Here is a 25208-nt window from a genome sequence, read left to right as displayed (position 1 = left end):
CTAACTGCTCTTAACATCATAAGGGGTTTGCTTGAAAGTAATATTTAACTCTTTAAGTTTCTTATCACTTATTCGGCTTGATTCACCATAAATAACTTTTATGCCATCATGCTTTGGTAATGTTTCCAATATTTTATTCGTCAACACATTACCGCCATGTGGTCTTTTGTCGCCTAAAATTCCGTTATACAAAAGATAATAAGCAACGTCATTATGGATGCCTAAAAATGCAGACTTATCTTTATTCTCAAAAGGCGTATGCGTTTCACAAAACCATACATGAGCGGCTAAGTGATCAAATTTAATCTTAGGGTTTATGTGTCCTTTGTCATCAAATATAGGTTGGCCTAAATGATAAAATCTAAAGCCACCTCCACCCTGCCAGTTTACATTTTTAGAAATACCTCCCTGTTCACCATCAATCACTTTTTTTAAACGATCTGCACAATGTATTTTAGCATGTTCGCCCATTTCAATACCAATGTATCTACGCCCCATTTTGTGAGCAACTGCTGCGGTGGTGCCTGATCCAAGAAAGGAATCAAGGACTAAATCGTTTTCACTAGTAGCCAAAGATAAGATTCGCTGAATAAGCTTTTCTGGTTTCGGAGTATCAAAAATATCTCTCGTAAAAAGTTTTTGTAATTCTTTCTTTGATTGATCGTTATGGCCAGCATCTTCAAATGTCCACCAAGTATTGGGAACTATTCCTTGTTTAACTTCATTTAGATATCTTTTTAATTGCGGGGATCCTTTCCCATCTTTCCCAAAGTAAATCCTGTTTTCTTTGATCCATTTTTCCATATTTTCCTTATTTGTTCTCCAACATTTACCTTCGGGGGGCATATATTCTTTGCTAGTATTAGGATTGATTATTGGAAAAACACCGCTTTGCGAAAAGCTTTTAACAAGAATATTGTCAGTTCTGTATAAACCCCTTCCATCACCATCATCGTATTTATACATTGAATTCTGCTTATCATTTCTTGGAAGAAGACCTCTTTCAAATTTTTCTGATTTTTTAAAAACTAAAATATGATCATGGGAATCAGGAATACCTTTTGAATCATTTGAGGTTGTATATTTTTTTTGCCAAACAATGTTGGTTACAAAGTTTTTTCTTCCAAAAACCTCATCCATTATAACTTTTAAATAATGTGCTTCGTTATCATCTATCGTTACCCAAATACTTCCATCTTCACTCAATAATTCGCGCAATAACTCCAACCTTGGATACATCATCTCAAGCCATTTTGTATGCTCTAAGTTATCCTCGTAATACTCAAAAGCACTTTTAGTATTGTATGGGGGGTCTATAAATATACACTTCACTTTACCCGCATAATAAGGCAACAAAGCCTTTAACGCATCAAGGTTATCTCCCTGTATCAACATATTTTCAGTATCTTTGTCACCATAAGATAAACTATCGTCAACCTCTAACAAACGATACGGCACCTTACTGCTTTTTCTTATGCTTTCCTCTCTATTGAGCCATTGCAATATTGGCATTGAGTAAATACTCCCTGAATCAAAAGATTATATCTTTATATCATCAAACCTTAATTTGCCGCTAATAATAAAACCAAAATATCGGATTGACCACCAAAAACTAAGATTTTCACATCATCTCAATCTTACTTACTCAATCTCCATCAAAAAACCAATAAACCATCCTTAACATCACCAACCATGAGGTCTAGAATAGAAGTCAGCACTTCGTTTAAATATGCTTTGTCAATGATATTAAAATCAACGTAGATGGGCAGCTTTTGATCATATTTTTATTGAGCATATGACATAAAGAGGTTTATTTGAAAGACTATAAAGTCTATTCCGATATGGCAGAAGCTAAACGCAACCTTAAGCAGTATCAAGCTATAAAAATATTGATGTAAACAAAATTAAATAGATTTTATTATCTGAGTTCAACAGATTACAAGATCTGTCTTGAACCATTAAAAAGTGAACCAATTTTACAATAAAAAATGTCTCTTTTACTGTTTAGTGGTATTGATATTGATATTGATATTGATATTGATATTGATATTGGGGAGTACTTTTAAAATTATACTTTTTCTTTAATTCTTGCAGCCTTACCAGTAAGTCCACGCATGTAGTAAAGTTTAGCGCGACGAACTTTTGCACGTCTTTCTATGATTACACTTTCAATAATTGGACTGTGTGTTTGGAATGTGCGTTCAACACCCTCCCCAGATGACATTTTGCGCACGGTAAAAGCTGAGTTAATACCACGATTTTTAATTGCTAACACAAAGCCCTTGAAAGCTTGAACACGTGCTTTATCACCTTCTTTTACCCAGACATTAACAACAACAGAATCACCTGGATACATCGTTGGGATATCGCTACGTAATTGTGATTTTTCAACTAATTCTAAATATTTACTTTTCATTTATTTTTCTCCTAAATGTGCATTCTCTATCACGTTTTATTTTGTTCTTCATGCGCTATTTGCGCAAGGTATTGCTTATCTTCATCCGATAGACATAGGCACTCAATCAAATCTTTGCGCCGCATAAATGTGCGTTTTATTTTTTGTTGCTGTCGCCATTGTTGAATTTTTCTATGATCACCTGATAACAGCACTGCTGGCACATCCCCTGCCTCACTATGTTGAGCTGGGCGTGTATAATGCGGACAATCTAGCAAACCATTATAAAATGAATCTTCAACTGCTGATTCTTGATCGTTTAAAACATCCGGCAACAGACGCATAATACTGTCCATCAATACCATTGCTGGTAACTCGCCACCACTTAACACATAATCACCAATCGAGATTTCTTCATCAACATGACGCTCAATCAAACGTTCGTCAATACCTTCATAACGACCACAAAGCAAGATTAAAGCATCTTCACAGGCAAGCTCCTTAACACGTGCTTGTGTTAATGGCTTCCCCTGGGGCGACAAGTATACAACCTTAGCTAATTTGTTCAATCTTTTTTTGGCATCCATAATCGCTTTTTGTAAAGGGTCATACATCATCACCATGCCAGGTCCACCACCAAATGGTCTATCATCTATGCTTTGATAACGATTAGTAGCAAATTCACGCGGATTAATTATTGTTAATTGCACTTTTTCGTTGTTGACCGCACGTGCTGAAATCCCAAACTCAGACAATGCAGAAAACATCTCAGGAAAAATGCTAATCACAATAAAGCGCATACCCCTCACCTTATAAGTAATCGTATTGCCAATCGACAATAATTTGCCTTACTTTTTGATTGACTTCAACAATATAGTCTTTCCCAAATGGAATAAGGTATTTTTTGTCACCGTGCTTACAACAAAGTACTTCATTGACGCCAGTATCTAAGATATCTTCTACCCAACCAAAAATATCGCCTTGTTGATTAATCACGCTCATACCAATCAAATCTACCCAATAATATTCATCATCTTCCGCAATTTCTTTTAAAGCTAATCGTGGTACACCAATAGACGAATTGGTATACTTGGCAGCTATTTCTTTAATATTGGCATCTGGGAATTGAATCAAAATCTTATCACCAACACGGCTAACTACTTCGCCTTCAAGCTTATGCCATATACTATCACTTGGTTTTTTAATATACCACTGCCCATAGGATAATGCTGTTTCGATGGAATCACTTAATACATAAAGTTTTAGCTCACCTTTTAAGCGATATGGCGCCCCTACCTTAGCGATGACAACCATACTGTCATTATCTTGCTGTAGCATAATTAACCCTTTGTAATTTTACGTAAACAAAAACGCCAACTACGGCAAGCGTAAATTGGCGTTTTCAATCATTGGGCACTTAAGCACCCCAAAAAACATTAAGCTTGTGCAGTACCTGATTTACGTGCTTCTTTTACTAAAGAAGTAACACGATCAGACATTTTTGCACCTGTACCCAACCAGTAGTCTACACGCTCAAGGTCAACACGCACTTTCTCTTCATGCTCTTTTGCTAACGGATTAAAGAAACCAACACGCTCGATAGGACGACCATCACGTGCTGTGCGGCTATCAGTTACCACGATTCTATAAAAAGGACGCTTCTTAGCGCCGCCTCTAGCCATACGAATAACGACCATAATATTCTCCAAATTTATAAAAATTAATTATTGTTGCTCTAGAATCTGCATTTAAATTAATAAGCAAATGCAAAAACGGGCGAATTTTACCTTATTTCAATTTGTTTCGCTAGTTTTTCGATTAAAAATTTCTGCTTTAAATCCTGAAATTACACATTTTTTAGCTCCGAAAAATAAATTAAGGATAGTGATGTCATCCTTAAATTTTCTAATAAAATTTATCTTAAAGTTGTTTTAGGATCTATACAGCAAGATAGAAAAATACACAGCTCCCATATAAATTGAATTAACTTCATATATTTCTCAACACATCTAGATTGCTGTGATACAATCTGCACCAAATTTTTTAAGCTCGGAATCATTATGCAATTTGACTATGACGTTATGGTAATTGGCAGTGGACCAGGTGGTGAGGGAGCAGCAATTAAAGCTGCCAAATCTGGGCTTAAAGTCGCAATCATCGAGTCGAACCTGATCGGCGGTAATTGCACACATCAAGGCACTATCCCGAGTAAAGCACTACGTCATACGGTATCTCACTTCGCCTTTCATGCTAAATATCATGATTATAGCTATCCACAAATGCTTGAAAATGCAACACGTGTTATCGAGGCACAAACTCAACTCAAAACAGGTTTTTACAAGCGTAACAATGTTGATATGCTTCATGGTTTTGCTAAATTCATCGACCCACATACCATATGTATCTGTAAACAAGGCGAGGGTGAATTACTACGTGAACAGTACAGTGCAAAATATTTTGTGATCGCAACAGGCTCACGCCCATACAATCCAAATGATATCGACTTTAGTCATCCCCGCATCCTCGATAGCGATAGCGTTTTAAAGCTAAAGGATAACCCTAAAACTATCACCATTTATGGGGCAGGAGTAATTGGTTGTGAATATGCCTCGATTTTTCGCACATTAAAAATTCGTGTCAACCTTATCAATAATCGTGAGCGCTTATTATCATTCTTGGACAATGAAGTCATTGATGCTTTGAGTTATCACTTCCGTGAACAAGGTATTCGTACGCGCCACAATGAATTCTATGACAGTATAATCGCTAACGATTATGAGGTGAGCCTTAAACTCAAATCAAACAAAATTATAAAATCTGATTACTTACTGTTTGCGCAAGGTCGGACAGGTAACACAGATAAGCTTGGACTTCAAAACATTGACATTGAACCTAACATACGTGGCTCGATTGAAATAAACGAAAATTATCAAACGATACAACATACACATATTTACGCAGTTGGTGATGTGGTAGGTTACCCATCGCTGGCTTCAGCGGCTTTTGATCAAGGGCGCTTTGCTGCAACGCACATTGCCGAAGGCAAATGCACAACCCACTTGATTAAAGACATTCCAACTGGCATTTATACCTTACCAGAAATTAGTTCTGTTGGAAAAACAGAGCAAGAACTTACCACAGAAAAAGTGCCTTATGAGATCGGACATGCGTTTTTTAAAGACCTAGCACGCGCTCAAATTTCAGGTAAAACCACAGGAATGCTTAAGCTTATTTTCCATCGTGAAACCTTGCAACTACTAGGGATTCACTGTTTTGGGAGTCAAGCCTCTGAGATTATTCATATCGGTCAAGCAATTATGTCCCAAAAAGGTAAAGCCAACACGCTTATGTATTTTATTAACACCACATTCAATTACCCTACTATGGCAGAAGCGTATCGAGTCGCAGCATTAAATGGACTCAATCGCTTATAACCTTTTTGATTACGAGGTTGATAAATAATTGCATCACACCTATCGCACGATATAATGACTAGTTATGTTTAATCACAAAAGTGATCGCTTCTGACAATGAGTTGGCTAACCAAAATTATTCCACAATTGCGCTCGGATTCTGAAAAAAAAGAACTACCCGAAGGCGTATGGCATAAATGTTCTTCATGCCATTCTGTATTATACCTTCCTGATCTAACTGAAAACATGATGGTGTGCGGCAGTTGTGATCACCATATGCGGTTAACTGCACGCCAGCGTGCAAACTGTTTTTTTGATAAAGACTCTCAGGTTGAATACTTTAGCGATGTGAAACCAAAAGATGTTTTAAAATTCAAAGACACCAAATCATATAAAGATCGTCTAAGCAGTGCTCAAAAGAAAACCAGAGAAAATGATGCTTTACTTGTTTTTGATGGTTCGATTAATGGCAGACTTGTTGTTACAGCTATCTTTGATTTTAGCTTTCTTGGTGGTTCTATGGGTTCTGTTGTTGGGGAAAAGTTTGTACGCGCAGTAGAACTTGCAATTGAAAAAAGACTCCCTCTGATTTGCTTTACCGCAAGTGGTGGCGCTAGAATGCAAGAATCTTTGTTTTCATTAATGCAAATGGCCAAAACAAGTGCCTCCCTTGCTAAGCTTGCTGAGCATAAACTGCCGTATATTGTTGTATTGACCGATCCAACAACAGGTGGGGTATCTGCTTCATTAGCAATGCTTGGTGATATTCATATCGCCGAACCCAACGCGCTTATTGGTTTTGCAGGCCCTAGAGTCATTGAACAAACTGTACGTGAAAAACTACCAGAAGGCTTTCAACGCAGTGAATTTTTGCTTGAAAAAGGCATGATTGATCGGATTGTTCATCGTCAGCAATTAGCTAATGAGATAAGCCATATACTTGACAAGCTTATGCCTGTATAGAAAATTATAATCATAGCGCTTATGTAAACACACTATGGTCACAACTAAACCCTCTTCCCAAGAAATTGATAACTATATTAATCAAATTCTTCAACTTAATTTCAAGCGTGCAGAATTTAAAAACCTTTCAACGTTTCTGACACATCTAAACATCCACTATAAACCCAAAATTATTACTGTGACAGGAACAAATGGCAAAGGCTCTACGGTGGCACTTATTTCAGAAGTTTTTAAACATAATCAAATCGATCATATTTGTCACATTTCACCACATTTACATGTTTTTAATGAGCGCATTAGTCATAATCAGAAGTCTATCGATGATGAAGCACTTTGTTTTTACTTACAAAAAATCTATCAAGCAAGTGTTGAACTAAAGCTTCAATTACATTATCACTTTATTGCTTTTTTATGTGCTTGGTTGCATATCGAACAACAAAGACCACAGTGGGCAATTTTAGAAGTTGGTGTTGGTGGGAAGCTTGATCCAGCCAACCTTTTTGATGCGGATATTGCTATAATTACAACAGTGGCTCTTGATCATTGTGAGCTATTGGGTCATAGTTTAGAGGAAATTGCTTTAAATAAAGTACATATTGCACGATCCGATAAGCCTGTTATTGTGGGGGAACCATTACCATATAAAGCGCAGGATTATTTAAATGAAATCAAAGCAACTATCATAGCTGCCAATCCAGTCAGTCAACACCTCATGGAAAGTAGCGGCATTCACCCCACAAGTCTTGCTTGTGCCTTAACTGCAATAAAGGAAATATCACCAACCTTATGTCTGCCAAACAACCTACATCAATTGGCGGTACCAGGTCGATTTTGTATAGTAAGCAAAAATCCACTCATTATTACTGATATAGCTCATAATCCTCAAGCAGTACAAAATTTAATGCTGAAAATCGCAAAACTTAAGAATAAATTCAAGCGCACAATTGCTATTTTTACCGTACATCAAAACAAAGACATCAGCCAAATTCTTGAAGATGCCCAGCGAATGATAGATTTGTGGCTTATTCCTGATTTAAGTGGGCTTGATGTGCGTTTTAAACAACTCAAAGATGAGCAGCAAACTAATTATTTTTCTGAAAACACATTATTTTTTGATAATCATATTGAGGCTTTTAAATACGTTCAGCATAATGCACAATTAGACGATTTAATCGTGGTATTTGGCTCATTTGTTTTAGTTGGAGCATTTATTGAGTATTATGACAAAAAATAAGGTTTCTACACATAACGAGCAAGAAATGCTTGATCTTGGCATACGAATTGCTCAAAGCCTCAAAGCGGGGGACATTGTTTACTTATGTGGAGACCTTGGTGCTGGTAAAACAACATTAAGTAAAGGCATATTGCAATGCTTAGGTTTTAAAGGTTCTGTCAAAAGCCCAACTTATACACTCGTTGAGACTTACCCCATCAATAATATTATTCTGCAACATTTTGACCTTTATCGTTTAAGTGATCCTGAAGAGCTAGAGTGGATTGGAATTCGTGACTACTTCAATAACGACACAATATCCTTGATCGAATGGCCACAAAAAGGTGGTGATTTTTTACCTCGCCCCACAAAAACCATTTATATTGACTATCATAACGATAGTCGTATTGTTCGTTGGTAAGGGTTGTTTATTTGAAGTGTTAATCAAAAAATCATCAAATTGACCTAAAGGCTTAATATCAGCAGATAATAACCGTTTAAGTTTAACACATGAATCACTAAAAAATTGTCAACTTAACTGAAAAATTAAACACAGCTTAATATCTGCACTTAGATGTATAAAATCCATTAAAAACGTCTCCCCATTATTTTTGTTATGTGTACAATAATGACTAGTGTTTTTTTGTTATATAGGCCCGTAGCTATGTTTACAAAAAAGTTTTATTTTATTATAACGTTAAGCTTTATTAGTTTAAGCCAAGCTTATACCAATGAGTTTGAATGCAGTGAAAAATTATTAACAACTCCCATCAAGGCATTTAAAAAACAACAATCATTAAACTTTACTAATTGGGCTGACTATATGTTGCCTAATTTGATTCCTTGTTTTAGTAAACTATCTAATACACGTGTGCGTTTAAGTTATACTACAGATGATAATATGACACGTGCCAAAGTAATGACTGGGGCATCTGGCTTTGATGTCATCGAACAAGGTGCACTTTATCTGCCAAGTGAAATCAAATCAAACGCTCTCATAAAACTCGACAAAAACAAGCTTCCAAATTGGGAATACCGTAACAAAGCGATTTATGACAAAATTTCTGAAATTAATGATCCAGGAAATAACTATGCTATTGTTTATACCTATGGCACAACTGGCATTGCCTATAACGTTAATCAAATTGCCAAAGTTTTAGGAGATGACGTTATCCCAAATGGCTGGAAATATTTATACGATTCAACATATTTAAAAAAACTTTCAAAATGCGGAGTTGCGTTGCTTGATGAACCCGAACAAGTGTTTGGTAATTATTTTTATTATGCAGGCATTGACCCCAATACAATCGACAAAGCAGAATATGAAAAAGCAGCGTTATATCTTATTCATAATGTTCGTCCATATGTTAAATATTTTGACAGTAATAAATATCAAAACGATTTTACTGCTGGTAATTTATGTATTGTTATGGGTTATTCAGGTGATGTTGTGCGCTCTGTCGAGCGTGCTAAGGAAATTAACCCATCTGAGGTTTTACACTATGTACTACCAAAAGAAGGCACCAATATTTGGTTTGATATGCTGATGATTCCTAAGGGCGTTAAAAACTTGGATGCAGCTTACGCATTTTTAAATTTCAATATGGAACCTTACATTGCAGCTATGAACAGCAATTATATTTATCAACCAAATGGTGTTATTAATAATCATCAATATCTGAATGAACTATTCAAAGACACTAATGTCAACCCAACTCAAGAAATGATTCAGAAAATGTACACCTTAAATATGCATCCTCCAGCATTACAAGCTTTTGTAAGCAAAATGTGGATGTACGTTAAATATGGTATTTATTTCACCCCCCAATATTACCAGCTAAGCAATGTAAAGAATAAAACATAATTCTGCTGCCTCAAAAGCTGTAAAATCCATTTAAGTATTATATTATACCGCGTTCAAAGTTTATCTAAAAAAAGGGAAACACTACATGAGTCAAAGTAAAAAACTCAATATAGAAGTCATTGGTGGCATTATTCTATTTACAGCAGCGGTGTTTGCAATTATTGTTAATAATTCCTGGTTAAGCCCCTATTACCACATGCTGGAAACAGTTTATGCAGGAATTTCAATTGGTAATTTTGTACTACAGAAAAACCTTATCCACTGGATTAACGATGGTTTTATGACTCTATATTTTTTGATCGTTGGTTTAGAAATTAAACGTGAATTTGTCGGCGGCACACTAGCAAGTAAATCCAACGTTATTATTCCTGCTCTTGTTGCTTTGTTTGGCTTATTAGTTCCTGCTTTAATCTATTTTTTACTCAACTATAATAACCCTCAATACATAGACGGTTGGGCAATTCCTACCGCAACTGACATCGCATTTACGCTAGGCATTTTAGCACTACTAGGCTCTCGCATTCCAACTTCACTTAAGATATTGGTGACAACGATTGCCATTTTTGATGATATTGCTGCAATTGTTATTATTGCCATATTTTATACAAACAGTTTATCTTTACTGTCATTGCTAGGGGCTCTGATCTGCCTTTTTGTATTAATATGCTTTAATCGCTGTGGAATCAAAATACTTGCACCTTTTATGATCGTTGGCGTAATTATGTGGTTTTGCGTTTTAGAGTCTGGTGTACATGCTACTTTAGCTGGTGTAGCACTTGCGATGTGCATTCCGCACACTGAAAAAAACTCTCCTTTACTTAAACTTGAGCATGGATTAAACCCTTGGATCATTTTCATGATCTTACCACTTTTTGCTTTTGCAAATGCAGGTATTAGTTTTAGTGGTATTTCAATTGGTGACCTTGCTCATCCTATTTCGCTTGGGATTATCTTGGGTCTATTTTTTGGTAAACAAATTGGTATTTTCGTAAGCTTATATTTATTTAGCAAAACGAAGTATTTCACGATTGGTCGCAACCTCTATACTGCTCAACTGTATGGTATTGGATTAGTATGTGGTATCGGTTTTACTATGAGCTTATTTATCGGCACGCTTGCCTTTACAACACCTGAACTTATGAATATGGTTAAAATTGGCGTTTTAGGCGGATCCCTTTTATCCGGTATTGCGGGCTATTTAATGTTAAGGAAATATTGTCAGAAACCTTTAGGGTAGTGCATGAATAAATTTCTAACAAACTATTGACTTAGTTGAGCTGGAAACCTATTTTTATAACTCTAATGAATATTTTATTTATAACATTTTTTTAAATAAACTTACTAATTTGCTTTCTACTTCTTTGATTGGCTTTGCACCATCAATCAATACACTATTATCAGAATAAATAGTCACAAGTTTTAAAAATACCTCTCTTGCACAATTAAAAAAATCAATATTTTCTTGCTCAATTCGATCCAAAACATGACGGGATTTTGCACGCGCCAAACCAAGCTTAGGATCAATATCCATATATATTGTCAAATCTGCCATAAAATTTCCTAATAATAAATCATTAATTTGTTTAACTTTATCAAAGCCAAGTTTCCGTCCACCACCTTGATACGCTAAACTTGACCAATTAAAACGATCACTCACAACCCATTTACCACTATCAAGCGCAGGTTTAATCAGTTTTTCGATATGTTGCATTCGCGTTGCATACATAAGCAAAAGTTCAGATTCCGCACACAGGCTCTCTTCTTTAAAAGATGTAATCAAAAGCGTTCGAATTTTCTCTGCTAAAAATGTCCCACCTGGTTCACGAGTATAAATAACTTGAATTGGTTTGCTTGATAGATAAGACTTAATAAATTCAATTGCGGTGCTCTTTCCTGCACCCTCCAGTCCTTCAATTGCAATCAATTTACCTTTTTGCATTCCCATTCTTCCTAATAGTTGTTCATAATTGGATTAGATTGAAGAATACTATCTAACAATCCACTTACACCAAATCGAAAAAACTGAGCATTAATATAAGATTCACCGCATATTACTCTTGCCAGATCAATATATTCAAGCGCATCCTCTAGGCTGCGAATCCCTCCCGATGCTTTAAAACCCACAACACGTGAACTATTTGCAATTGCAATAAGCATTTCTTTAGCTGCATCTAAAGTAGCACCTGTTGCTGTTTTGCCCGTTGAGGTTTTCAGGAAATCAGCACCTGCTTCAATCATGTCACGGCTGACTTTGCCAACTTGAGAAATAGTTAATTCACCCGATTCAATAATAACTTTAAGCACTTTATTTTGACATAGTCTTTTACAAGCTTTAACCATTTCTATGGATATTGGCGACTCACCCAAATTAATATAATCATGATATGGAATTACAAGATCAAGCTCATCTGCGCCCAGTTTCAACGCATGTTCCACTTCTTTTTTAACTACTTCCAAAGAAGCATTTGCCATTGGAAAATTGATGACAGTTGCAATCCTAATTCCTGCTCCTAATTTTGATTTAGCATATTGAATAAACTCAGGATAAATACAAATCGCAGCAACTTGTCCAAGCTTATTACGTGCTTTTTTAATCAAAGTATCAATAGTCTGATCATTATCCTCTTTATTTAAAGAAGTTAAATCAATTAGTGAAACTACTTTTTTTACAATGTCATCACTATACTTCAACACTTACAGGCTCCGTTTTAAAAACCGATAATCCATAATTTAAAGCACTCACACCCATAAAATCAGCGATGCTTTGACCAATGTCTGCAAAAGTCATACGCTCACCCATATAAGCTGGTTTGATCTTTTTACCCCACAATAAAAACGGAATATGCTCACGCGTGTGATCTGTTCCTTGCCAACTTGGATCACAACCATGATCAGCAGTAATGATAACAATTGTATCATCATCTAATAACTGGTCTAGTTCAGGCAAACGCGTATCAAAATATTCTAAAGCTTTAGCATAACCTTCAACGTCACGTCGATGCCCAAAGCTTGAATCAAAATCAACAAAATTGGTGAAAATAAGTGTATTAGGTTTAGCATTTTTATATGCCTCTAACGTCTTATCAAATAACTCATTTAATCCTGTTGCCTTTATTTTTTGCGTGATTCCTTGATTAGCATAAATATCAGCAATCTTGCCAATAGAGATCACTTCACCACCTTCCTTGGTAAGTCTATCCAATAAAGTGGGGTTAGGCGGCAATATCGAATAATCTTTTCTATTTCCTGTACGCGCGTAGTCATTTGCTGACTCACCAACAAATGGTCGAGCAATGACTCTTCCTACGATTAAACCCATCTCATCTAGAAGCTTACGTGCAATTTGACAGATCTCTAATAATCGATCTAAACCAAAATATTCTTCATGGGCAGCTACTTGAAACACGCTATCAGCAGAAGTATAGACAATAGGCTTGCCACTTAAGCAATGTTCAATCCCATACACTTTTAACACTTCTGTTCCTGATGCGTGACCTGCATCAATCACTCCCTTATTGAGGTTTGTACGCTTTATCCACTGACGCATAAATGCTTCTGGAAACACAGATGCTTGAGGGTCTTGTTGTGATGGCGTAAAATAATGCCAATCAAAATGAACAGGGACACCTGCAATTTCCCAATGGCCACTAGGTGTATCTTTACCTTTACTAGTTTCTACACAATAGCCGTATTTGGCGGATATTATTACTTCTTTTGTGCTTAAATCGATAGCAAGCTTACGTCCACGACTTAATTCAGCAGCCTTTTGCAAGCCACGTTTAGCTAAATGAGGTAAGTTGAGTCGCAGATTATTTTTTGCACGATACTCCACAATATGTCCTAATGTATCGGCACCTTCATCACCAAAAGTTTTGGCATCTTTTGCTGCACCAATTCCAAATGAATCCATTAATAAAATAATACTTTTTTTGTTTTTTAGCATTTAACGCTCCCACCTTGATCCTAGTATTTATACTGACATAGTATAACTGCATATCCTTATCGGTAAAAGAGAGCAGACAAACTGCTAGAAAACATTTCATAAATAAATGACCTTCTACAAAACTTACTCATACAACGGTGAATAGGGATACTTAAGACAAGAATATGGAAAGCTAACAATGTAAACTATATAAACTATAAGCCTTCAACTAATATGACTACATCCTTTCTGCATAAAAAACGTCTATATGTATATAACATCTCCTATTGAATAAGAACCTCATAAACCGACAATAAACTGGTCACAAACACTCCCCCTTCCTCTTTATGCTTCTCCTACAAGCTCCTTCTTTTCTGGCACGTAATCATCTAAAATTACTTCGATATCATTAACTATATGAGGTTTAAGGTACATTCGATCGAAGCCATATTGCTGTACATATTCAGTTGCATAAAACGTTTCGAAATCATGCCCAGTATTTACGATTATTGGAGTAAAAATTCGCCTAAATTTTTCTTGTATCGCCCTTAAACGTAAGACTATATCATAACCTGTCATGTCAGGTAACCCCAGATCAAGTATAATAAGATCAAACTCAATATTAATTAAATACTTTAATGCTTCGCTACCGTTACTTGCAGAAATGGCCTCTAAGTTAGTCACTTGTCGTTTTGAGCATAGATATATAATTAACTGACTTAGTGTGTCTTTAGAATCTTTATGATCCTCAACCAGCAATACTTTGAAGGTACCCGTATTTTTTATCCGCGCTCGTATAAAGTTCAACCTAAACTCATACCATAGTGAAAACATTTCCTTTACATAATCTTTCGCTGCATCAGAATCCTCTTTATCTACTATAAAATGAAGTTTAATACGCTCTTCAGATATGCCAAGGTCATTTTGAAGAAAGTCATCGTTCTTAACTAATATGATTGGTATCGTAGTATAGTGAATTTTCCATGACCAATTTGTCATTTTTGAGCCAAAATTATCAAAAACTGCAAACTGGAAAACTCCATCATATAATTTAGACTGTAAAGCAATATCTCCCTCAAACTCATACATATTACAAACATAAATGTCAAAGCAATCACACCGTAACATAGCTTTGAAAAAATTTGAAAACCCACCTCTATCCGATACTATTAACATTTTGTAAGCATAATGCCTATCATTCACTTTAGGTGCCAGAATAAATCGATTTTCTGTTAATCCCGTCAATTTAGAAAAGATAGAATCAAATTCTTTTGTTATATTTGCTGTGATTTTTTCAAGCATCTGTTTCTGCTGCTCTTTTTTTTCACCTTCGTCTAACCTAATCGAATGAAAGAAACAGAAAATTTTACCAAACAATACCTCTAATAACTGTTTAAGTTCATGGGCAATTTCTTCAGGTAAACTTCCCTTTGTTTGTACTCTATCACTACTTACATCCCAAGAAATATTAAGCAAACCTAAAATTTGTCCATTTTGATTTGTTATTAACCGTTTTTGAGAGTCAAATATATATTGACGTTGCTTCTCACCTTTTAATTCTTGTAATTTAAGAAACTCCATAGTTTTAAAATAAGGCACGGAGTTCTTAATGAAATTATCTTGATCGCTATGTAGACCAAGCATAATATCATTGACTTTATCGATTAATTTACCACTTTCTTTGTCAAAATCTTCAAAACGTCTCCCTATGACATCCGGTTTTTCTTTATTTATGTATTGTAAAAATTCCTCATTGCAGTCAAGAATAACGCCATCTTGATTTAGAAAATAAACGAAACCATCAAATCGATCTAACGGTATAGCAATCGCTTTATTAATGTTCATAACATTTCAGTGTAAGTTTTGGGGGACAACTGCATGATTGTCCTAAAAATGCAGTTGTAAATATATAGACTATATATAACGATGTGTATTTTGATGTTTACTTAGGTATCATCCACGAATGGAATTATATAATATCCACATACTATAGATAATTCCACTTACCTTCCATCTTCTTTTATATCAAGCTTTTTGCCTCCTACCCAGACTTTCTTCAAATGCTCAATAACTTGTTTTGGTGTATCAGCAGGTAAATCTACCGTACTAAATTTATCAAATAATTTAATATGTCCAATATGACGACTATTAATTCCTGCTTCATTGGCAATTGCACCGACGATATTGCGCGGCTCAATGCCATCATTGCGACCAACTTCAATACGATACGTTCTCATTGACATATCTAAATCACGCTCACCTCGATTTTGTGATCGAAAACCACGTTGATCACGCTCAGTTCTTTTACCTCTTAAGCCCCTTGCATCTTGATCATCTCGCCCACGACGCTCATTGCGCTGATCTTGAACCTGGATTTCTTTAATAAAAAGTTTTTTATCTCCTTGAGCAAGTAAAGCAAGTGCCGCTAACATATCTTCTGTTTCTGCACCATATTCCACTTGGAAGTCTTGCATTAATGCCTTAAATTTACTTAAGTCTTTATGACGAATCACTTCTGCTACTTCATGTTTGAAGCGCGCGACTCGCTTTTCAATAATAGCTGTAGCACTTGGCAACTGCATTTCTTCTATTGTATGACGAATCACACGCTCTAACATTCTAAGTTGACGCATGTCTTTGATATAAATTAACGAAATAGCATCTCCTTCGCGTCCAGCCCTTCCTGTTCGTCCAATACGATGAATGTATGCTTCGTTATCCTGCGGTAAGTCATAGTTAATTACATGGCTAATACGCTCAACGTCTAACCCTCTTGCAACCACGTCAGTTGCCACAAGGATATTAATTTTAGATGACTTTAACTGATCAATAATATGTTCACGTTGATTTTGCTGCATATCACCATTTATAGCAACAGCAAGGTGCCCCCGCGCCTTTAAACCATCAGCAACTTCCATCGTTGAAGTTTTTGTTTTAACAAACACCATCACACCATCAGTGTCTTCTACTTCTAAAATACGATCAAGTGCATCTAATTTAGATAATCCTTTGACTACTAAAAAGCGTTGATGAACGGTTTTAGCAGTTGCTGTTTTTGTTTTAATCTGTACCTTGCATGGTTCACGTAAGTATTCATTTACAATGCCAATTATATCACGAGGCATAGTTGCAGAGAACAATAAACGCTGACAAGCTTCTGGAGTATGAGACAATACCCATTTCACATCATCAATAAAGCCCATGCGTAACATTTCATCTGCTTCATCTAGCACAAGTGCTTTAAGCGCATCTAGTTTAAGCGTACCTTTACGCATATGATCCATGATCCGCCCTGCTGTTCCTACCACGACCTGAACACCTCGACGTAATGCTTGAATTTGGCGACCATACTCTTGACCACCGTAAATCGATATCACGTCTAATTTTGTAATATTTTTAGATAAATTTTCAAAGCTTTCTGCAACTTGAATAGCAAGTTCACGCGTTGGCGTTAATACTAATACTTGTGGTAGCTGCTCTTTACCAGAAAGATCCATATTATGTAATAATGGCAACGCAAATGCAGCCGTTTTACCGGTCCCTGTTTGCGCTTGACCCAATACATCACGACCTTGCAAGACATAAGGAATAGTATTTGCTTGAATCGGTGTCGGCGTTTGGTACCCCATTCCCTCAATGGCAGCCAAAAGTTTATCGTTTAAGCCCAAATCATGAAAGCTTAATTGCTCAGAATCAGTAGTCATATAGTTAAAACCCAAAAGTTAATGTATACCCACCACTCCCCTTCTGCGCTTTAAGCCATCAAAAATGATTCGTGACGAGTATGCTGTTGATAAATTCAAAGTCGTTATTGTACCTGAATTTAATAAAAGGTACAGAATTATTTTAAGATAATTTGTTTAAGAATAAATCAGTCATTTGGCAAAATTTATTTAACTACAAATACGATTAAATTAAGAACGTGCAGTAATTTCAACCAAGTGATAGCCAAATTGAGTTTTAACAGGACCATGCACTTTACCAACCTCTCCATTGAATACGACTCTATCAAACTCAGGAACCATTTGTCCTGGACTAAACGTACCTAATTCACCACCATTTCGTCCAGAGGGACAAAGAGATTTCTCAGCAGCAGCTTTAGCAAAATCCTTACCTGCTTCAATTTCTTTTTTAAGTGCTTCACATTCTGTTTCAGTTTGAACGAGAATGTGGCGAGCCGATGCTTGTGCCATAATATTTACTCCTTATGATTAATAAACGTTGAAGTGTAACGAATCGTCTGATAAAAGACAACCTTTACATCAAAACAAAGCTTAATTTAACAAAAAAACATACCCATTCCCTTGAGTAAAGGTTTCCACAAGTAAAGACCTTGTTTATGTCGCTATGAAGGAAAACTCTAAAAGCTACTTTGAGTTTTTTTCTGTAAATTCATCCACTCGGCAATCGCATAGATTGGGGTACCTAAGAAGAACAAAATCATACCATAATAAACAACTTCTTGACCTGAACCTACGATAGTCCAAAAAGAATATCCACAAGCTAATACAGCAATAATAATTGCTGTTTGCCAAAATGGGCTATTGGCATCTTGTTGCTTAATAACTAAAATGTTTGAAATTGTAGTATAGAAGTAAGGAACAAGTGCTGTTAAAACTGCCATTAGAATAATAAGCTCAAACTGTTCAACCAATGTTTTTGACATTGTCAACAATAACAACACTGTCATAAGCACACCTGATAAAATTAAACTAAAACTTGGAGCACCATACCTATTCTGCTTAGCAAATATTTTTGGAAATAGATTTGTTTCAGCAATTGATTTAGAAACGATAGATGCCACCATTATCCAGCCATTAAGTGTTCCTAAACATGCTATAACTGCGGCAACAGCAATTATCACACCACCACTTTGACCAATAATTTCTTTTGCAGCTAACGCAAATGGTGCATTTGAATTTACCAAATCTGCTGCTGGCAGCATTCCCATAATAACTGTCGAGCTTAAAATATAAATAAATGCTGCAATCAATGTCCCGGTAAGCGTTGCCAAAGGAATGGTCTTTTTAGGGTTTTTAACCTTACTGGCTGTGACTGTGGCAGACTCAAGCCCAATAAATGCCCACAGCGTTAGCGATGCTGCTGCACTAATTGCATTTAAACTTGAGTTTTCTGTGCGATTAAACTCAAGGTAATATTCAGGATGAATATACCAAATACCCACAAAAATAATAAATAATAATGGAAGACCCTTACCAATCATTGACAAAATCTGTAACCACCCTACTGTCCTTGCACCAAACATATTGTATCCGGTGAATAGCCAAATAATACCAATTGCAGTAATTCCAGCAACCGTCCTATTTTCAAGAATTGGAAAGAAAAAACTTAAATAACCAACTGCCGCCAAAGAAATCGCACAATTTCCAACCCACAATGATATCCAGTAACCGAAACCACTTTGAAACCCCATAAACTTACCCATGCCAACTCGGACATAGATGTAAGGTCCGCCGTCCACTTTAGGAACAAGACGACTAAAACTACAAAACACCAAAGCTAACAACACCGACCCTAGCGCTGTAAAAATCCATGCTAAAATACTGATTGTACCAAATTTGGCCAACCCTGACGGCAATAAAAATATTCCCGAGCCTACCATATTGCCAGAAACCAAGGCTACCAGCATCCAAAAATTCATATACTGTTTTTTCTGCATGTTTTCTCCCATCTTCATTACAAAAAAGTTTTATCTCTATAACGCAAACTCAAAACTTTAAATAGCTGAGCCCATTAACAATTATTTTAATATTTTCAAAGCTTTAATTGTCCACAACAAATACATTCACATTTTCAGCTAAATAAACAGTAACAAAATCATATTGCTTTCATTAAAACATATAAAAAAGGGCATATCTTAAGAAAAGATATGCCCTTTAACAAAACCCTTTAATTTACGCTTATTAAGCAACAAGTGCAGCTTTTGCTTTTTCAACTAATTGCGCAAACGCATCCTTGTTGAAAACAGCTAATTCAGCTAACACCTTACGGTCAAGCTCAATATTGGCTTTTTTAAGTCCATTTATAAACATGCTGTAGCTCATATCGTGCTGACGTGCTGCGGCATTAATACGCACAATCCAAAGTGCTCTAAATTGTCTTTTTCTTTGCTTACGGTCACGATAAGCATATTGACCTGCTTTAATCACCGCTTGCTTAGCTACACGATAAACACGCGAGCGTGCACCGTAATAACCTTTAGCTTGGTTTAAAATCTTTTTATGACGACGGCGTGCTTGCACACCTCTTTTTACTCTAGGCATAATCTACTCCACTTTAAAAATTTATTAACACTTAGGCATAAGGCATTTGTTGAATCAAACTTGGCACGTCTACTTTAGCTACTTGAGACATACCACGTAAATGACGCTTACGCTTAGTCGTCATCTTAGTGTTAATGTGAGCGCGGTTTGCAGAACGATGCTTGAAACCACCCTTACCAGTTCTTTTAAAGCGCTTAGCAGCACCTCGATTTGTTTTAATTTTTGGCATAATATACTCCGCATTTCACCATTTTTATTCACGCTAAAAGGAACTTCTTTCAACGCATTTACTTTTTCTTAGGTCCTAAAACCATAATCATTTGGCGACCTTCCATTTTTGGTCGGTGCTCAACCACTCCATAAGGTTCCAAATCCGCTTCCAAACGCTTAAGCATATCTACACCCAGCTCTTGGTGCGCCATTTCACGCCCCCTAAAACGTACTGTGATCTTGACTTTATCGCCACTTTCTAGGAACTTTATAAGGTTGCGTAGTTTTACCTGATAGTCCCCAACATCAGTGCCTGGTCGAATTTTAATTTCTTTGACCTGCATCTGCTTTTGCTTTTTCTTCGCAGCTACTTTTTTCTTGCCTTGCTCAAATAGATACTTACCGTAATCCATGATTCGACAAACCGGTGGTGTGGCTTGTGACACCATTTCCACCAGATCAACACCTGCTTCTTCAGCCTTTTCTAGCGCCTCTTTTAATGAGACTACGCCAATTTGCTCTCCATCTAGTCCAATTAAACGGACTTCTTTCGCCTTGATATGCTCGTTTACCGGCGATTTTTGTTCTACCTTACTAATATCTCGAACTCCTAATTATTTAGATTTACACGGCATTTTTTGCCAATTTCTGCCAACAACAATTTACATAATGCATCAATACTCAATGCACCTAGATCAGTACCGTCTTGTTTTCTTACAGTAATCTGCCCTAAAGATTGTTCCTTCTCGCCAGCAATGCCAATAAATGGCACGCGTGCTAATGTGTGCTCGCGAATTTTAAACCCAATTTTTTCATTTCTCAAGTCAATTTGTGTGCGAATGCCAAATTTTATGAGTTTTTGCTCGACTTCTTGTAGGTATTCATCCTGCTTATTACTGATTCCAACTACTACGATCTGAATAGGTGCCAACCACACAGGAAGTTTACCTGCATAATGCTCAATCAGCACCCCAATAAAACGTTCAAGTGAACCAACGATCGCTCTATGTAGCATAACTGGGACTTGTTTTTCGCTGTTTTCATCAACATAAGTTGCTCCAAGACGCATTGGCATAGATAAATCCAATTGAATTGTACCACACTGCCAACTACGACCAATTGCATCTTTTAAATGAAATTCAATTTTAGGTCCATAAAACGCGCCTTCACCAGGTAGATAATCAAATTTTACTCCATGATTATTCAGTGCTTCTGCCAATGCTTTTTCTGACTTATCCCATATCTCATCGGAACCGACACGATTATCTGGGCGAAGCGCAAGTTTGACATCAAATTCAGTAAAACCAAAATCGCGATACACCTCAAAACACTGCTCAACCATTTGCGTGACTTCTGACTCAATTTGTGCTTCGCTACAGAAAATATGACCATCATCCTGGGTGAAACTTCTTACACGTAAAAGCCCATGCAATGCTCCTGATGCCTCATTTCGATGTACCGCACCAAACTCAGCCATGCGAATGGGTAAATCACGATAACTATGCAAACTGTGATTATAAACTTGGACACACGTTGGACAGTTCATAGGTCGAATTGCATATTGACGGTTTTCTGAGTGAGTCATAAACATGTTCTCGGAATACTTCGCAGCATGTCCTGATTTCTCCCACATTGAGATATCGGCAATCAATGGCGTTCTAATTTCACTACAACCAAATTTTGTATTTGATGCACGCATATAGTCCTCAACCACACGCCAAATAGCTGTCCCTTTTGGATGCCAAAAAGCAATTCCAGGAGATTCTTCTTGAAAGTGAAACAAATCTAATGCTTTGCCAATTTTACGGTGATCACGCTTCTCAGCTTCCTCTAAACGTATTAAATATTCTTTTAACTGCTTCTTATCTGCCCAGCAAGTACCATATATGCGCGTCAACGTCTCATTATTAGAATCTCCACGCCAATAAGCTCCTGCAACCCGCATGAGTTTAAAAGCTTTCAAATATGACGTATTTGGTACATGAGGACCTCGGCATAAATCAGTAAAATCACCTTGACTATATAAACTTAAAACTTCGTCTTCTGATAAATCTGCAATAATTTCAGCCTTATATTTCTCACCGATTGCTTCAAAATAAGTAATTGCATCATCGCGTGACTTAACTGATCTTGTAACAGGTTGTGACAAAGCAGTAAGCTCAGTCATGCGTTTTTCAATTATTTCTAAGTCTTCAGGAGTAAACGCTCGTTCATAAGAAAAATCGTAATAAAAACCATTCTCAATAACAGGTCCTATGGTTACTTGTGCTGTTGGGTAAAGCTGTTTAACTGCCTGTGCTAACAAATGCGCACAAGAATGGCGTAGAATTTCTAAACCCTTTTCATCTTTTGCCGTAATAAGCGTAAGCGTTGCATCATTCTCAATAATAAAACTTGTATCAACTTCTTTGCCATCAACGATACCCGCTAAGGTTGCTTTCGCAAGGGCACTACCAATATCTAAAGCAATGTTATAAACAGAAACTGGCCCATCAAACGTGCGTTTTGAGCCATCTGGCAAAGTAATAACAGGCATTCTTTAACTCCAGCTTTTTATTTTTTTACTTAATATTCAACTTTTTTACTTTCAAAAAATTGCAAAATAGTTTTGTGGTAAATTTCAAAACAAAGCATTTTCAAGTATTAGAACTGCGACTGTCAAGTATCGAATGATGAATAACAGCCAAAAACAAGTTTTATCGCACTTTTCCAAACTGAAGATACGTACACTTAAGAATTAGCTTGATGTTTAGTTTTTCCTTTAAAAAATAAGCGTGTACATGTTCCTGAAAGCGCGTACATCATGAACAACACAAATAAAGTAATCGATGGATCGATAAAGATAATTGCGATTATAAACACAACAAAGACGGCTTGGGTAAATAGAAACTTACCTTTTAAATCATAATCTTTGAAGCTTCTAAACTTAATGTTACTCACCATCATTGCAGATAGATAAAGTGTAATAATCGTTGCAAAAAACGTCACCCAACCTTCTGCAATTGTATGCCCTAAGCTATTACAAAACCATACAAAACCGGCAACTGTTGCTGCAGATGCAGGACATGGTAACCCAGTAAAATAACGCTTACTCTCTGGTGAATTATCATCTAATTGGGTATTAAAACGTGCCAGACGCAATCCAACACATGCCAAATAAATAAATGCCACTGCCCAGCCAAATTGACCTAAATGTTTCACCGCCCAGAAATAAATAATTAATGCAGGTGCCACGCCAAATGAAACAATATCAGCCAATGAATCATATTCAGCACCAAATGCACTTTGTGTGTTGGTTAATCTTGCTACACGTCCATCTAGTGAATCCATCATCGCTGCTAAATAAATACAAACAGATGCCAACACAAAGTGACTATTAAAAGCGGCAATAATTGAATAAAATCCTGCAAATAAACTTGCTGAAGTAAATAAATTAGGCAAAATATAAATACCTTTACTGCGCTGTATATTGGGTAATTGCTCATTTTTCATTATGTAAATTCCTGAACGTTTCCTACGGTTGTATCACTTTATCAACAAACTGCATCTGCTTTAATAGTTTTGGCAATGGAAAGGTAACCTCTTCTTTCACTCCTTCAAAGTCCTCTAGTTGCGCATGTTCAAAATGATTTTTTAAAAACTCTATCACTTCCTGCACTAAATATTCGGGAGCAGAAGCACCTGCTGTAATACCACAACTTGCCTTATTCTCAAACCACATTAAATCAATATCATCTTTATTATCAATAAGGTAAGCATTCACTCCATGATTCTCTGCAAGTTCACGTAACCGGTTTGAGTTAGAGCTATTTTTGGAACCCACAACTAATAAGATGTCGACTTTTTTTGCTAATTCTCTTACTGCATTTTGCCTATTTTGAGTGGCATAACAGATATCTTCTTTCTTGGGAGATCCTGCATTAGGATACTTTTCTTTGAGTGCCTGAATAATGTCTTTCGTTTCATCTACCGAAAGTGTCGTTTGGGTAGCATATACCAATTTATTTGGGTTTTTAACTTGCAAATCTTTCACGTTTTGAAGATTCTCAACCAAATAAATTTGTGCATAACTACTCTGATATTGACCTAAAGTTCCTTCCACTTCAGGATGCCCTTTATGACCGATCAATATACATTCAACTCCAGTGTTACTTGCTTTTTGTACTTCTCTATGCACCTTAGTCACCAAAGGACAGGTTGCATCATAAATTTTTAAAGATTTGCATTGTGCTTCTTCTTTCACTCTTTGAGATACCCCATGCGCACTGAAAATACAAACTGCATGATCTGGAACTTCGTCCAACTCTTTGACAAAAATAGCACCCTTTTGCTTCAAACTCTCAACCACTGCACGATTATGTACAACCTCATGACGAACATATATTGGATGAGGTTCAAGCGCTAACACACGCTCAACAACATCCACTGCACGAGAAACTCCTGCACAAAAACCACGTGGATTCGCCAAAATGATTTTCATTATCCAAAATCCTTATCTGAAACATCTAAAATATCAACATCAAATAAAATCACTTGCCCAGAAAGTGGGTGATTAAAATCAACTGTTACATCATTCTCTTGAATCAAAGTAATGACACCTGGTAATTCGGTACCATCTTTTTGTGAAAATGCAACAATAAGACCTTCTTCAAGCTCCATATCAGAAGGAAATCTTTTTTTAGGTACCTCATAAATCATTGCCGGATTCTTATCACCAAAGGCATCTTCTGGCATTAACATCATTTTGCGATTAGCACCTATTTGAAGTCCGCAAAGCTCTTTTTCGACACGCTCGGAAAAAACACCTTTTCCCATTTGAAAAATATAGGGACGATCATAAGTGTTGGTATCTTCTGCAATCGAACCATCTTTAAGTCGAATTTTAAAATGCATTTTTATAAAGCTATCTGCTTTTATTTTCATGTAAATCCTAGGTTGTCTTTT

At 36.3% G+C, this 25208-nt stretch carries 25 protein-coding genes; 6 read left to right on the top strand and 19 right to left on the bottom strand.

All coding sequences use genetic code 11. From position 1 onward, the window contains the following. From DNJ77_RS02250 to rpsP, 5 genes are all read right to left on the bottom strand, one after another. Complete coding sequence (locus tag DNJ77_RS02250) at window positions 1–1512, bottom strand: site-specific DNA-methyltransferase (protein WP_116963378.1); 1512 nt, start codon at window positions 1510–1512, stop codon at window positions 1–3. Window positions 1513–2068: 556 nt separating this feature from the next. Further along, window positions 2069–2416 carry a 50S ribosomal protein L19 gene (gene rplS / locus DNJ77_RS02245; protein WP_116963377.1) on the bottom strand — a complete coding sequence of 116 codons (348 nt, stop codon included), beginning with the start codon at window positions 2414–2416 and terminating at the stop codon, window positions 2069–2071. A gap of 29 nt (window positions 2417–2445) precedes the next feature. After that, entirely contained in the window at window positions 2446–3195 is a 750-nt protein-coding gene (gene trmD / locus DNJ77_RS02240) for a tRNA (guanosine(37)-N1)-methyltransferase TrmD (RefSeq protein WP_116963376.1), read from the bottom strand. A 10-nt stretch (window positions 3196–3205) separates the two neighbouring features. Then, the gene (rimM, locus tag DNJ77_RS02235; RefSeq protein ID WP_116963375.1) at window positions 3206–3733 is read right to left on the bottom strand and encodes a ribosome maturation factor RimM; all 528 of its coding nucleotides are present in this window, start codon (window positions 3731–3733) and stop codon (window positions 3206–3208) included. A gap of 98 nt (window positions 3734–3831) precedes the next feature. Continuing rightward, window positions 3832–4092 (bottom strand): 30S ribosomal protein S16, encoded by a 261-nt coding sequence (rpsP, locus tag DNJ77_RS02230; protein WP_116963374.1) that lies wholly within the window; start codon window positions 4090–4092, stop codon window positions 3832–3834. Window positions 4093–4455: 363 nt separating this feature from the next. Between rpsP and sthA the strand changes: the two genes are divergently transcribed. The 6 genes from sthA (at window position 4456) to nhaA (ending at window position 11085) form a co-directional block, all read left to right on the top strand. Then, window positions 4456–5829, top strand: coding sequence for a Si-specific NAD(P)(+) transhydrogenase (gene sthA, locus DNJ77_RS02225; RefSeq protein WP_116963373.1), 1374 nt, complete (start codon window positions 4456–4458; stop codon window positions 5827–5829). A gap of 96 nt (window positions 5830–5925) precedes the next feature. Then, window positions 5926–6771, top strand: a complete 846-nt coding sequence (gene accD, locus DNJ77_RS02220) for an acetyl-CoA carboxylase, carboxyltransferase subunit beta (protein WP_116963372.1) — start codon at window positions 5926–5928, stop codon at window positions 6769–6771. A gap of 34 nt (window positions 6772–6805) precedes the next feature. Next, a complete protein-coding gene (locus tag DNJ77_RS02215; RefSeq protein ID WP_116963371.1) occupies window positions 6806–8005 on the top strand; it encodes a bifunctional folylpolyglutamate synthase/dihydrofolate synthase in 1200 nt (399 codons plus the stop codon). Beyond that, window positions 7992–8405: a tRNA (adenosine(37)-N6)-threonylcarbamoyltransferase complex ATPase subunit type 1 TsaE gene (gene tsaE / locus DNJ77_RS02210; RefSeq protein ID WP_116963370.1), complete on the top strand. Its 414-nt coding sequence runs from the start codon at window positions 7992–7994 to the stop codon at window positions 8403–8405. Before DNJ77_RS02215 ends, tsaE begins: the two co-directional genes overlap by 14 nt. Before the next feature lie 243 nt (window positions 8406–8648). After that, window positions 8649–9848 carry an extracellular solute-binding protein gene (locus DNJ77_RS02205; RefSeq protein WP_116963369.1) on the top strand — a complete coding sequence of 400 codons (1200 nt, stop codon included), beginning with the start codon at window positions 8649–8651 and terminating at the stop codon, window positions 9846–9848. Between the two features lie 85 nt (window positions 9849–9933). Further along, the gene (gene nhaA / locus DNJ77_RS02200; protein ID WP_116963368.1) at window positions 9934–11085 is read left to right on the top strand and encodes a Na+/H+ antiporter NhaA; all 1152 of its coding nucleotides are present in this window, start codon (window positions 9934–9936) and stop codon (window positions 11083–11085) included. 78 nt (window positions 11086–11163) lie between these two features. Here nhaA and tmk read toward each other — a convergent pair whose 3' ends face one another. The 14 genes from tmk to fkpB form a co-directional block, all read right to left on the bottom strand. After that, window positions 11164–11787 (bottom strand): dTMP kinase, encoded by a 624-nt coding sequence (gene tmk, locus DNJ77_RS02195; protein WP_116963367.1) that lies wholly within the window; start codon window positions 11785–11787, stop codon window positions 11164–11166. An 11-nt stretch (window positions 11788–11798) separates the two neighbouring features. Further along, on the bottom strand, window positions 11799–12542 hold the full coding sequence (gene deoC, locus DNJ77_RS02190; protein ID WP_116963366.1) for a deoxyribose-phosphate aldolase: 744 nt from the start codon (window positions 12540–12542) through the stop codon (window positions 11799–11801). Then, complete coding sequence (locus DNJ77_RS02185) at window positions 12529–13791, bottom strand: phosphopentomutase (RefSeq protein WP_116963365.1); 1263 nt, start codon at window positions 13789–13791, stop codon at window positions 12529–12531. Before DNJ77_RS02185 ends, deoC begins: the two co-directional genes overlap by 14 nt. Before the next feature lie 324 nt (window positions 13792–14115). Further along, window positions 14116–15615 carry a response regulator gene (locus DNJ77_RS02180; protein WP_116963364.1) on the bottom strand — a complete coding sequence of 500 codons (1500 nt, stop codon included), beginning with the start codon at window positions 15613–15615 and terminating at the stop codon, window positions 14116–14118. A 158-nt stretch (window positions 15616–15773) separates the two neighbouring features. Next, the gene (locus DNJ77_RS02175; protein WP_116963363.1) at window positions 15774–17474 is read right to left on the bottom strand and encodes a DEAD/DEAH box helicase; all 1701 of its coding nucleotides are present in this window, start codon (window positions 17472–17474) and stop codon (window positions 15774–15776) included. 210 nt (window positions 17475–17684) lie between these two features. After that, window positions 17685–17963, bottom strand: coding sequence for a peptidylprolyl isomerase (locus tag DNJ77_RS02170; protein WP_116963362.1), 279 nt, complete (start codon window positions 17961–17963; stop codon window positions 17685–17687). 167 nt (window positions 17964–18130) lie between these two features. Then, window positions 18131–19450 carry an amino acid permease gene (locus tag DNJ77_RS02165; RefSeq protein WP_157966556.1) on the bottom strand — a complete coding sequence of 440 codons (1320 nt, stop codon included), beginning with the start codon at window positions 19448–19450 and terminating at the stop codon, window positions 18131–18133. 244 nt (window positions 19451–19694) lie between these two features. Further along, complete coding sequence (gene rplT / locus DNJ77_RS02160) at window positions 19695–20054, bottom strand: 50S ribosomal protein L20 (RefSeq protein ID WP_116963360.1); 360 nt, start codon at window positions 20052–20054, stop codon at window positions 19695–19697. Window positions 20055–20085: 31 nt separating this feature from the next. After that, a complete protein-coding gene (rpmI, locus tag DNJ77_RS02155) occupies window positions 20086–20283 on the bottom strand; it encodes a 50S ribosomal protein L35 (RefSeq protein ID WP_116963359.1) in 198 nt (65 codons plus the stop codon). Window positions 20284–20341: 58 nt separating this feature from the next. Continuing rightward, window positions 20342–20863, bottom strand: a complete 522-nt coding sequence (gene infC, locus DNJ77_RS02150; protein WP_116963358.1) for a translation initiation factor IF-3 — start codon at window positions 20861–20863, stop codon at window positions 20342–20344. 11 nt (window positions 20864–20874) lie between these two features. Continuing rightward, a complete protein-coding gene (gene thrS / locus DNJ77_RS02145; RefSeq protein WP_116963357.1) occupies window positions 20875–22800 on the bottom strand; it encodes a threonine--tRNA ligase in 1926 nt (641 codons plus the stop codon). A gap of 194 nt (window positions 22801–22994) precedes the next feature. Beyond that, the gene (gene pssA / locus DNJ77_RS02140; protein WP_116963356.1) at window positions 22995–23756 is read right to left on the bottom strand and encodes a CDP-diacylglycerol--serine O-phosphatidyltransferase; all 762 of its coding nucleotides are present in this window, start codon (window positions 23754–23756) and stop codon (window positions 22995–22997) included. Window positions 23757–23778: 22 nt separating this feature from the next. Further along, window positions 23779–24744, bottom strand: coding sequence for a 4-hydroxy-3-methylbut-2-enyl diphosphate reductase (ispH, locus tag DNJ77_RS02135; RefSeq protein WP_116963355.1), 966 nt, complete (start codon window positions 24742–24744; stop codon window positions 23779–23781). Then, on the bottom strand, window positions 24744–25187 hold the full coding sequence (gene fkpB, locus DNJ77_RS02130) for an FKBP-type peptidyl-prolyl cis-trans isomerase (protein ID WP_116963354.1): 444 nt from the start codon (window positions 25185–25187) through the stop codon (window positions 24744–24746). Before fkpB ends, ispH begins: the two co-directional genes overlap by 1 nt. Window positions 25188–25208 lie beyond the last annotated feature (21 nt).

Origin of the sequence: Fastidiosibacter lacustris, assembly GCF_003428155.1 — a bacterium.
Lineage (GTDB): Bacteria > Pseudomonadota > Gammaproteobacteria > Francisellales > Francisellaceae > Caedibacter > Caedibacter lacustris.
This window is presented reverse-complemented; position numbering and strand designations above follow the sequence as displayed.

Excerpts from the sequence above, each read along its gene's own strand:
- fkpB (WP_116963354.1), bottom strand. The coding sequence starts at position 25,187 with ATGAAAATAAAAGCAGATAGCTTTATAAAAATGCATTTTAAAATTCGA.
- tsaE (WP_116963370.1), top strand. The coding sequence starts at position 7,992 with ATGACAAAAAATAAGGTTTCTACACATAACGAGCAAGAAATGCTTGAT.
- pssA (WP_116963356.1), bottom strand. The coding sequence starts at position 23,756 with ATGAAAAATGAGCAATTACCCAATATACAGCGCAGTAAAGGTATTTAT.
- rplS (WP_116963377.1), bottom strand. The coding sequence starts at position 2,416 with ATGAAAAGTAAATATTTAGAATTAGTTGAAAAATCACAATTACGTAGC.
- DNJ77_RS02170 (WP_116963362.1), bottom strand. The coding sequence starts at position 17,963 with ATGGCACAAGCATCGGCTCGCCACATTCTCGTTCAAACTGAAACAGAA.
- rplT (WP_116963360.1), bottom strand. The coding sequence starts at position 20,054 with ATGCCTAGAGTAAAAAGAGGTGTGCAAGCACGCCGTCGTCATAAAAAG.
- DNJ77_RS02185 (WP_116963365.1), bottom strand. The coding sequence starts at position 13,791 with ATGCTAAAAAACAAAAAAAGTATTATTTTATTAATGGATTCATTTGGA.
- DNJ77_RS02205 (WP_116963369.1), top strand. The coding sequence starts at position 8,649 with ATGTTTACAAAAAAGTTTTATTTTATTATAACGTTAAGCTTTATTAGT.
- rimM (WP_116963375.1), bottom strand. The coding sequence starts at position 3,733 with ATGCTACAGCAAGATAATGACAGTATGGTTGTCATCGCTAAGGTAGGG.
- ispH (WP_116963355.1), bottom strand. The coding sequence starts at position 24,744 with ATGAAAATCATTTTGGCGAATCCACGTGGTTTTTGTGCAGGAGTTTCT.
- DNJ77_RS02165 (WP_157966556.1), bottom strand. The coding sequence starts at position 19,450 with ATGCAGAAAAAACAGTATATGAATTTTTGGATGCTGGTAGCCTTGGTT.
- tmk (WP_116963367.1), bottom strand. The coding sequence starts at position 11,787 with ATGCAAAAAGGTAAATTGATTGCAATTGAAGGACTGGAGGGTGCAGGA.
- DNJ77_RS02180 (WP_116963364.1), bottom strand. The coding sequence starts at position 15,615 with ATGAACATTAATAAAGCGATTGCTATACCGTTAGATCGATTTGATGGT.
- thrS (WP_116963357.1), bottom strand. The coding sequence starts at position 22,800 with ATGCCTGTTATTACTTTGCCAGATGGCTCAAAACGCACGTTTGATGGG.
- rpmI (WP_116963359.1), bottom strand. The coding sequence starts at position 20,283 with ATGCCAAAAATTAAAACAAATCGAGGTGCTGCTAAGCGCTTTAAAAGA.
- nhaA (WP_116963368.1), top strand. The coding sequence starts at position 9,934 with ATGAGTCAAAGTAAAAAACTCAATATAGAAGTCATTGGTGGCATTATT.
- accD (WP_116963372.1), top strand. The coding sequence starts at position 5,926 with ATGAGTTGGCTAACCAAAATTATTCCACAATTGCGCTCGGATTCTGAA.
- DNJ77_RS02215 (WP_116963371.1), top strand. The coding sequence starts at position 6,806 with ATGGTCACAACTAAACCCTCTTCCCAAGAAATTGATAACTATATTAAT.
- sthA (WP_116963373.1), top strand. The coding sequence starts at position 4,456 with ATGCAATTTGACTATGACGTTATGGTAATTGGCAGTGGACCAGGTGGT.
- DNJ77_RS02175 (WP_116963363.1), bottom strand. The coding sequence starts at position 17,474 with ATGACTACTGATTCTGAGCAATTAAGCTTTCATGATTTGGGCTTAAAC.
- rpsP (WP_116963374.1), bottom strand. The coding sequence starts at position 4,092 with ATGGTCGTTATTCGTATGGCTAGAGGCGGCGCTAAGAAGCGTCCTTTT.
- DNJ77_RS02250 (WP_116963378.1), bottom strand. The coding sequence starts at position 1,512 with ATGCCAATATTGCAATGGCTCAATAGAGAGGAAAGCATAAGAAAAAGC.
- trmD (WP_116963376.1), bottom strand. The coding sequence starts at position 3,195 with ATGCGCTTTATTGTGATTAGCATTTTTCCTGAGATGTTTTCTGCATTG.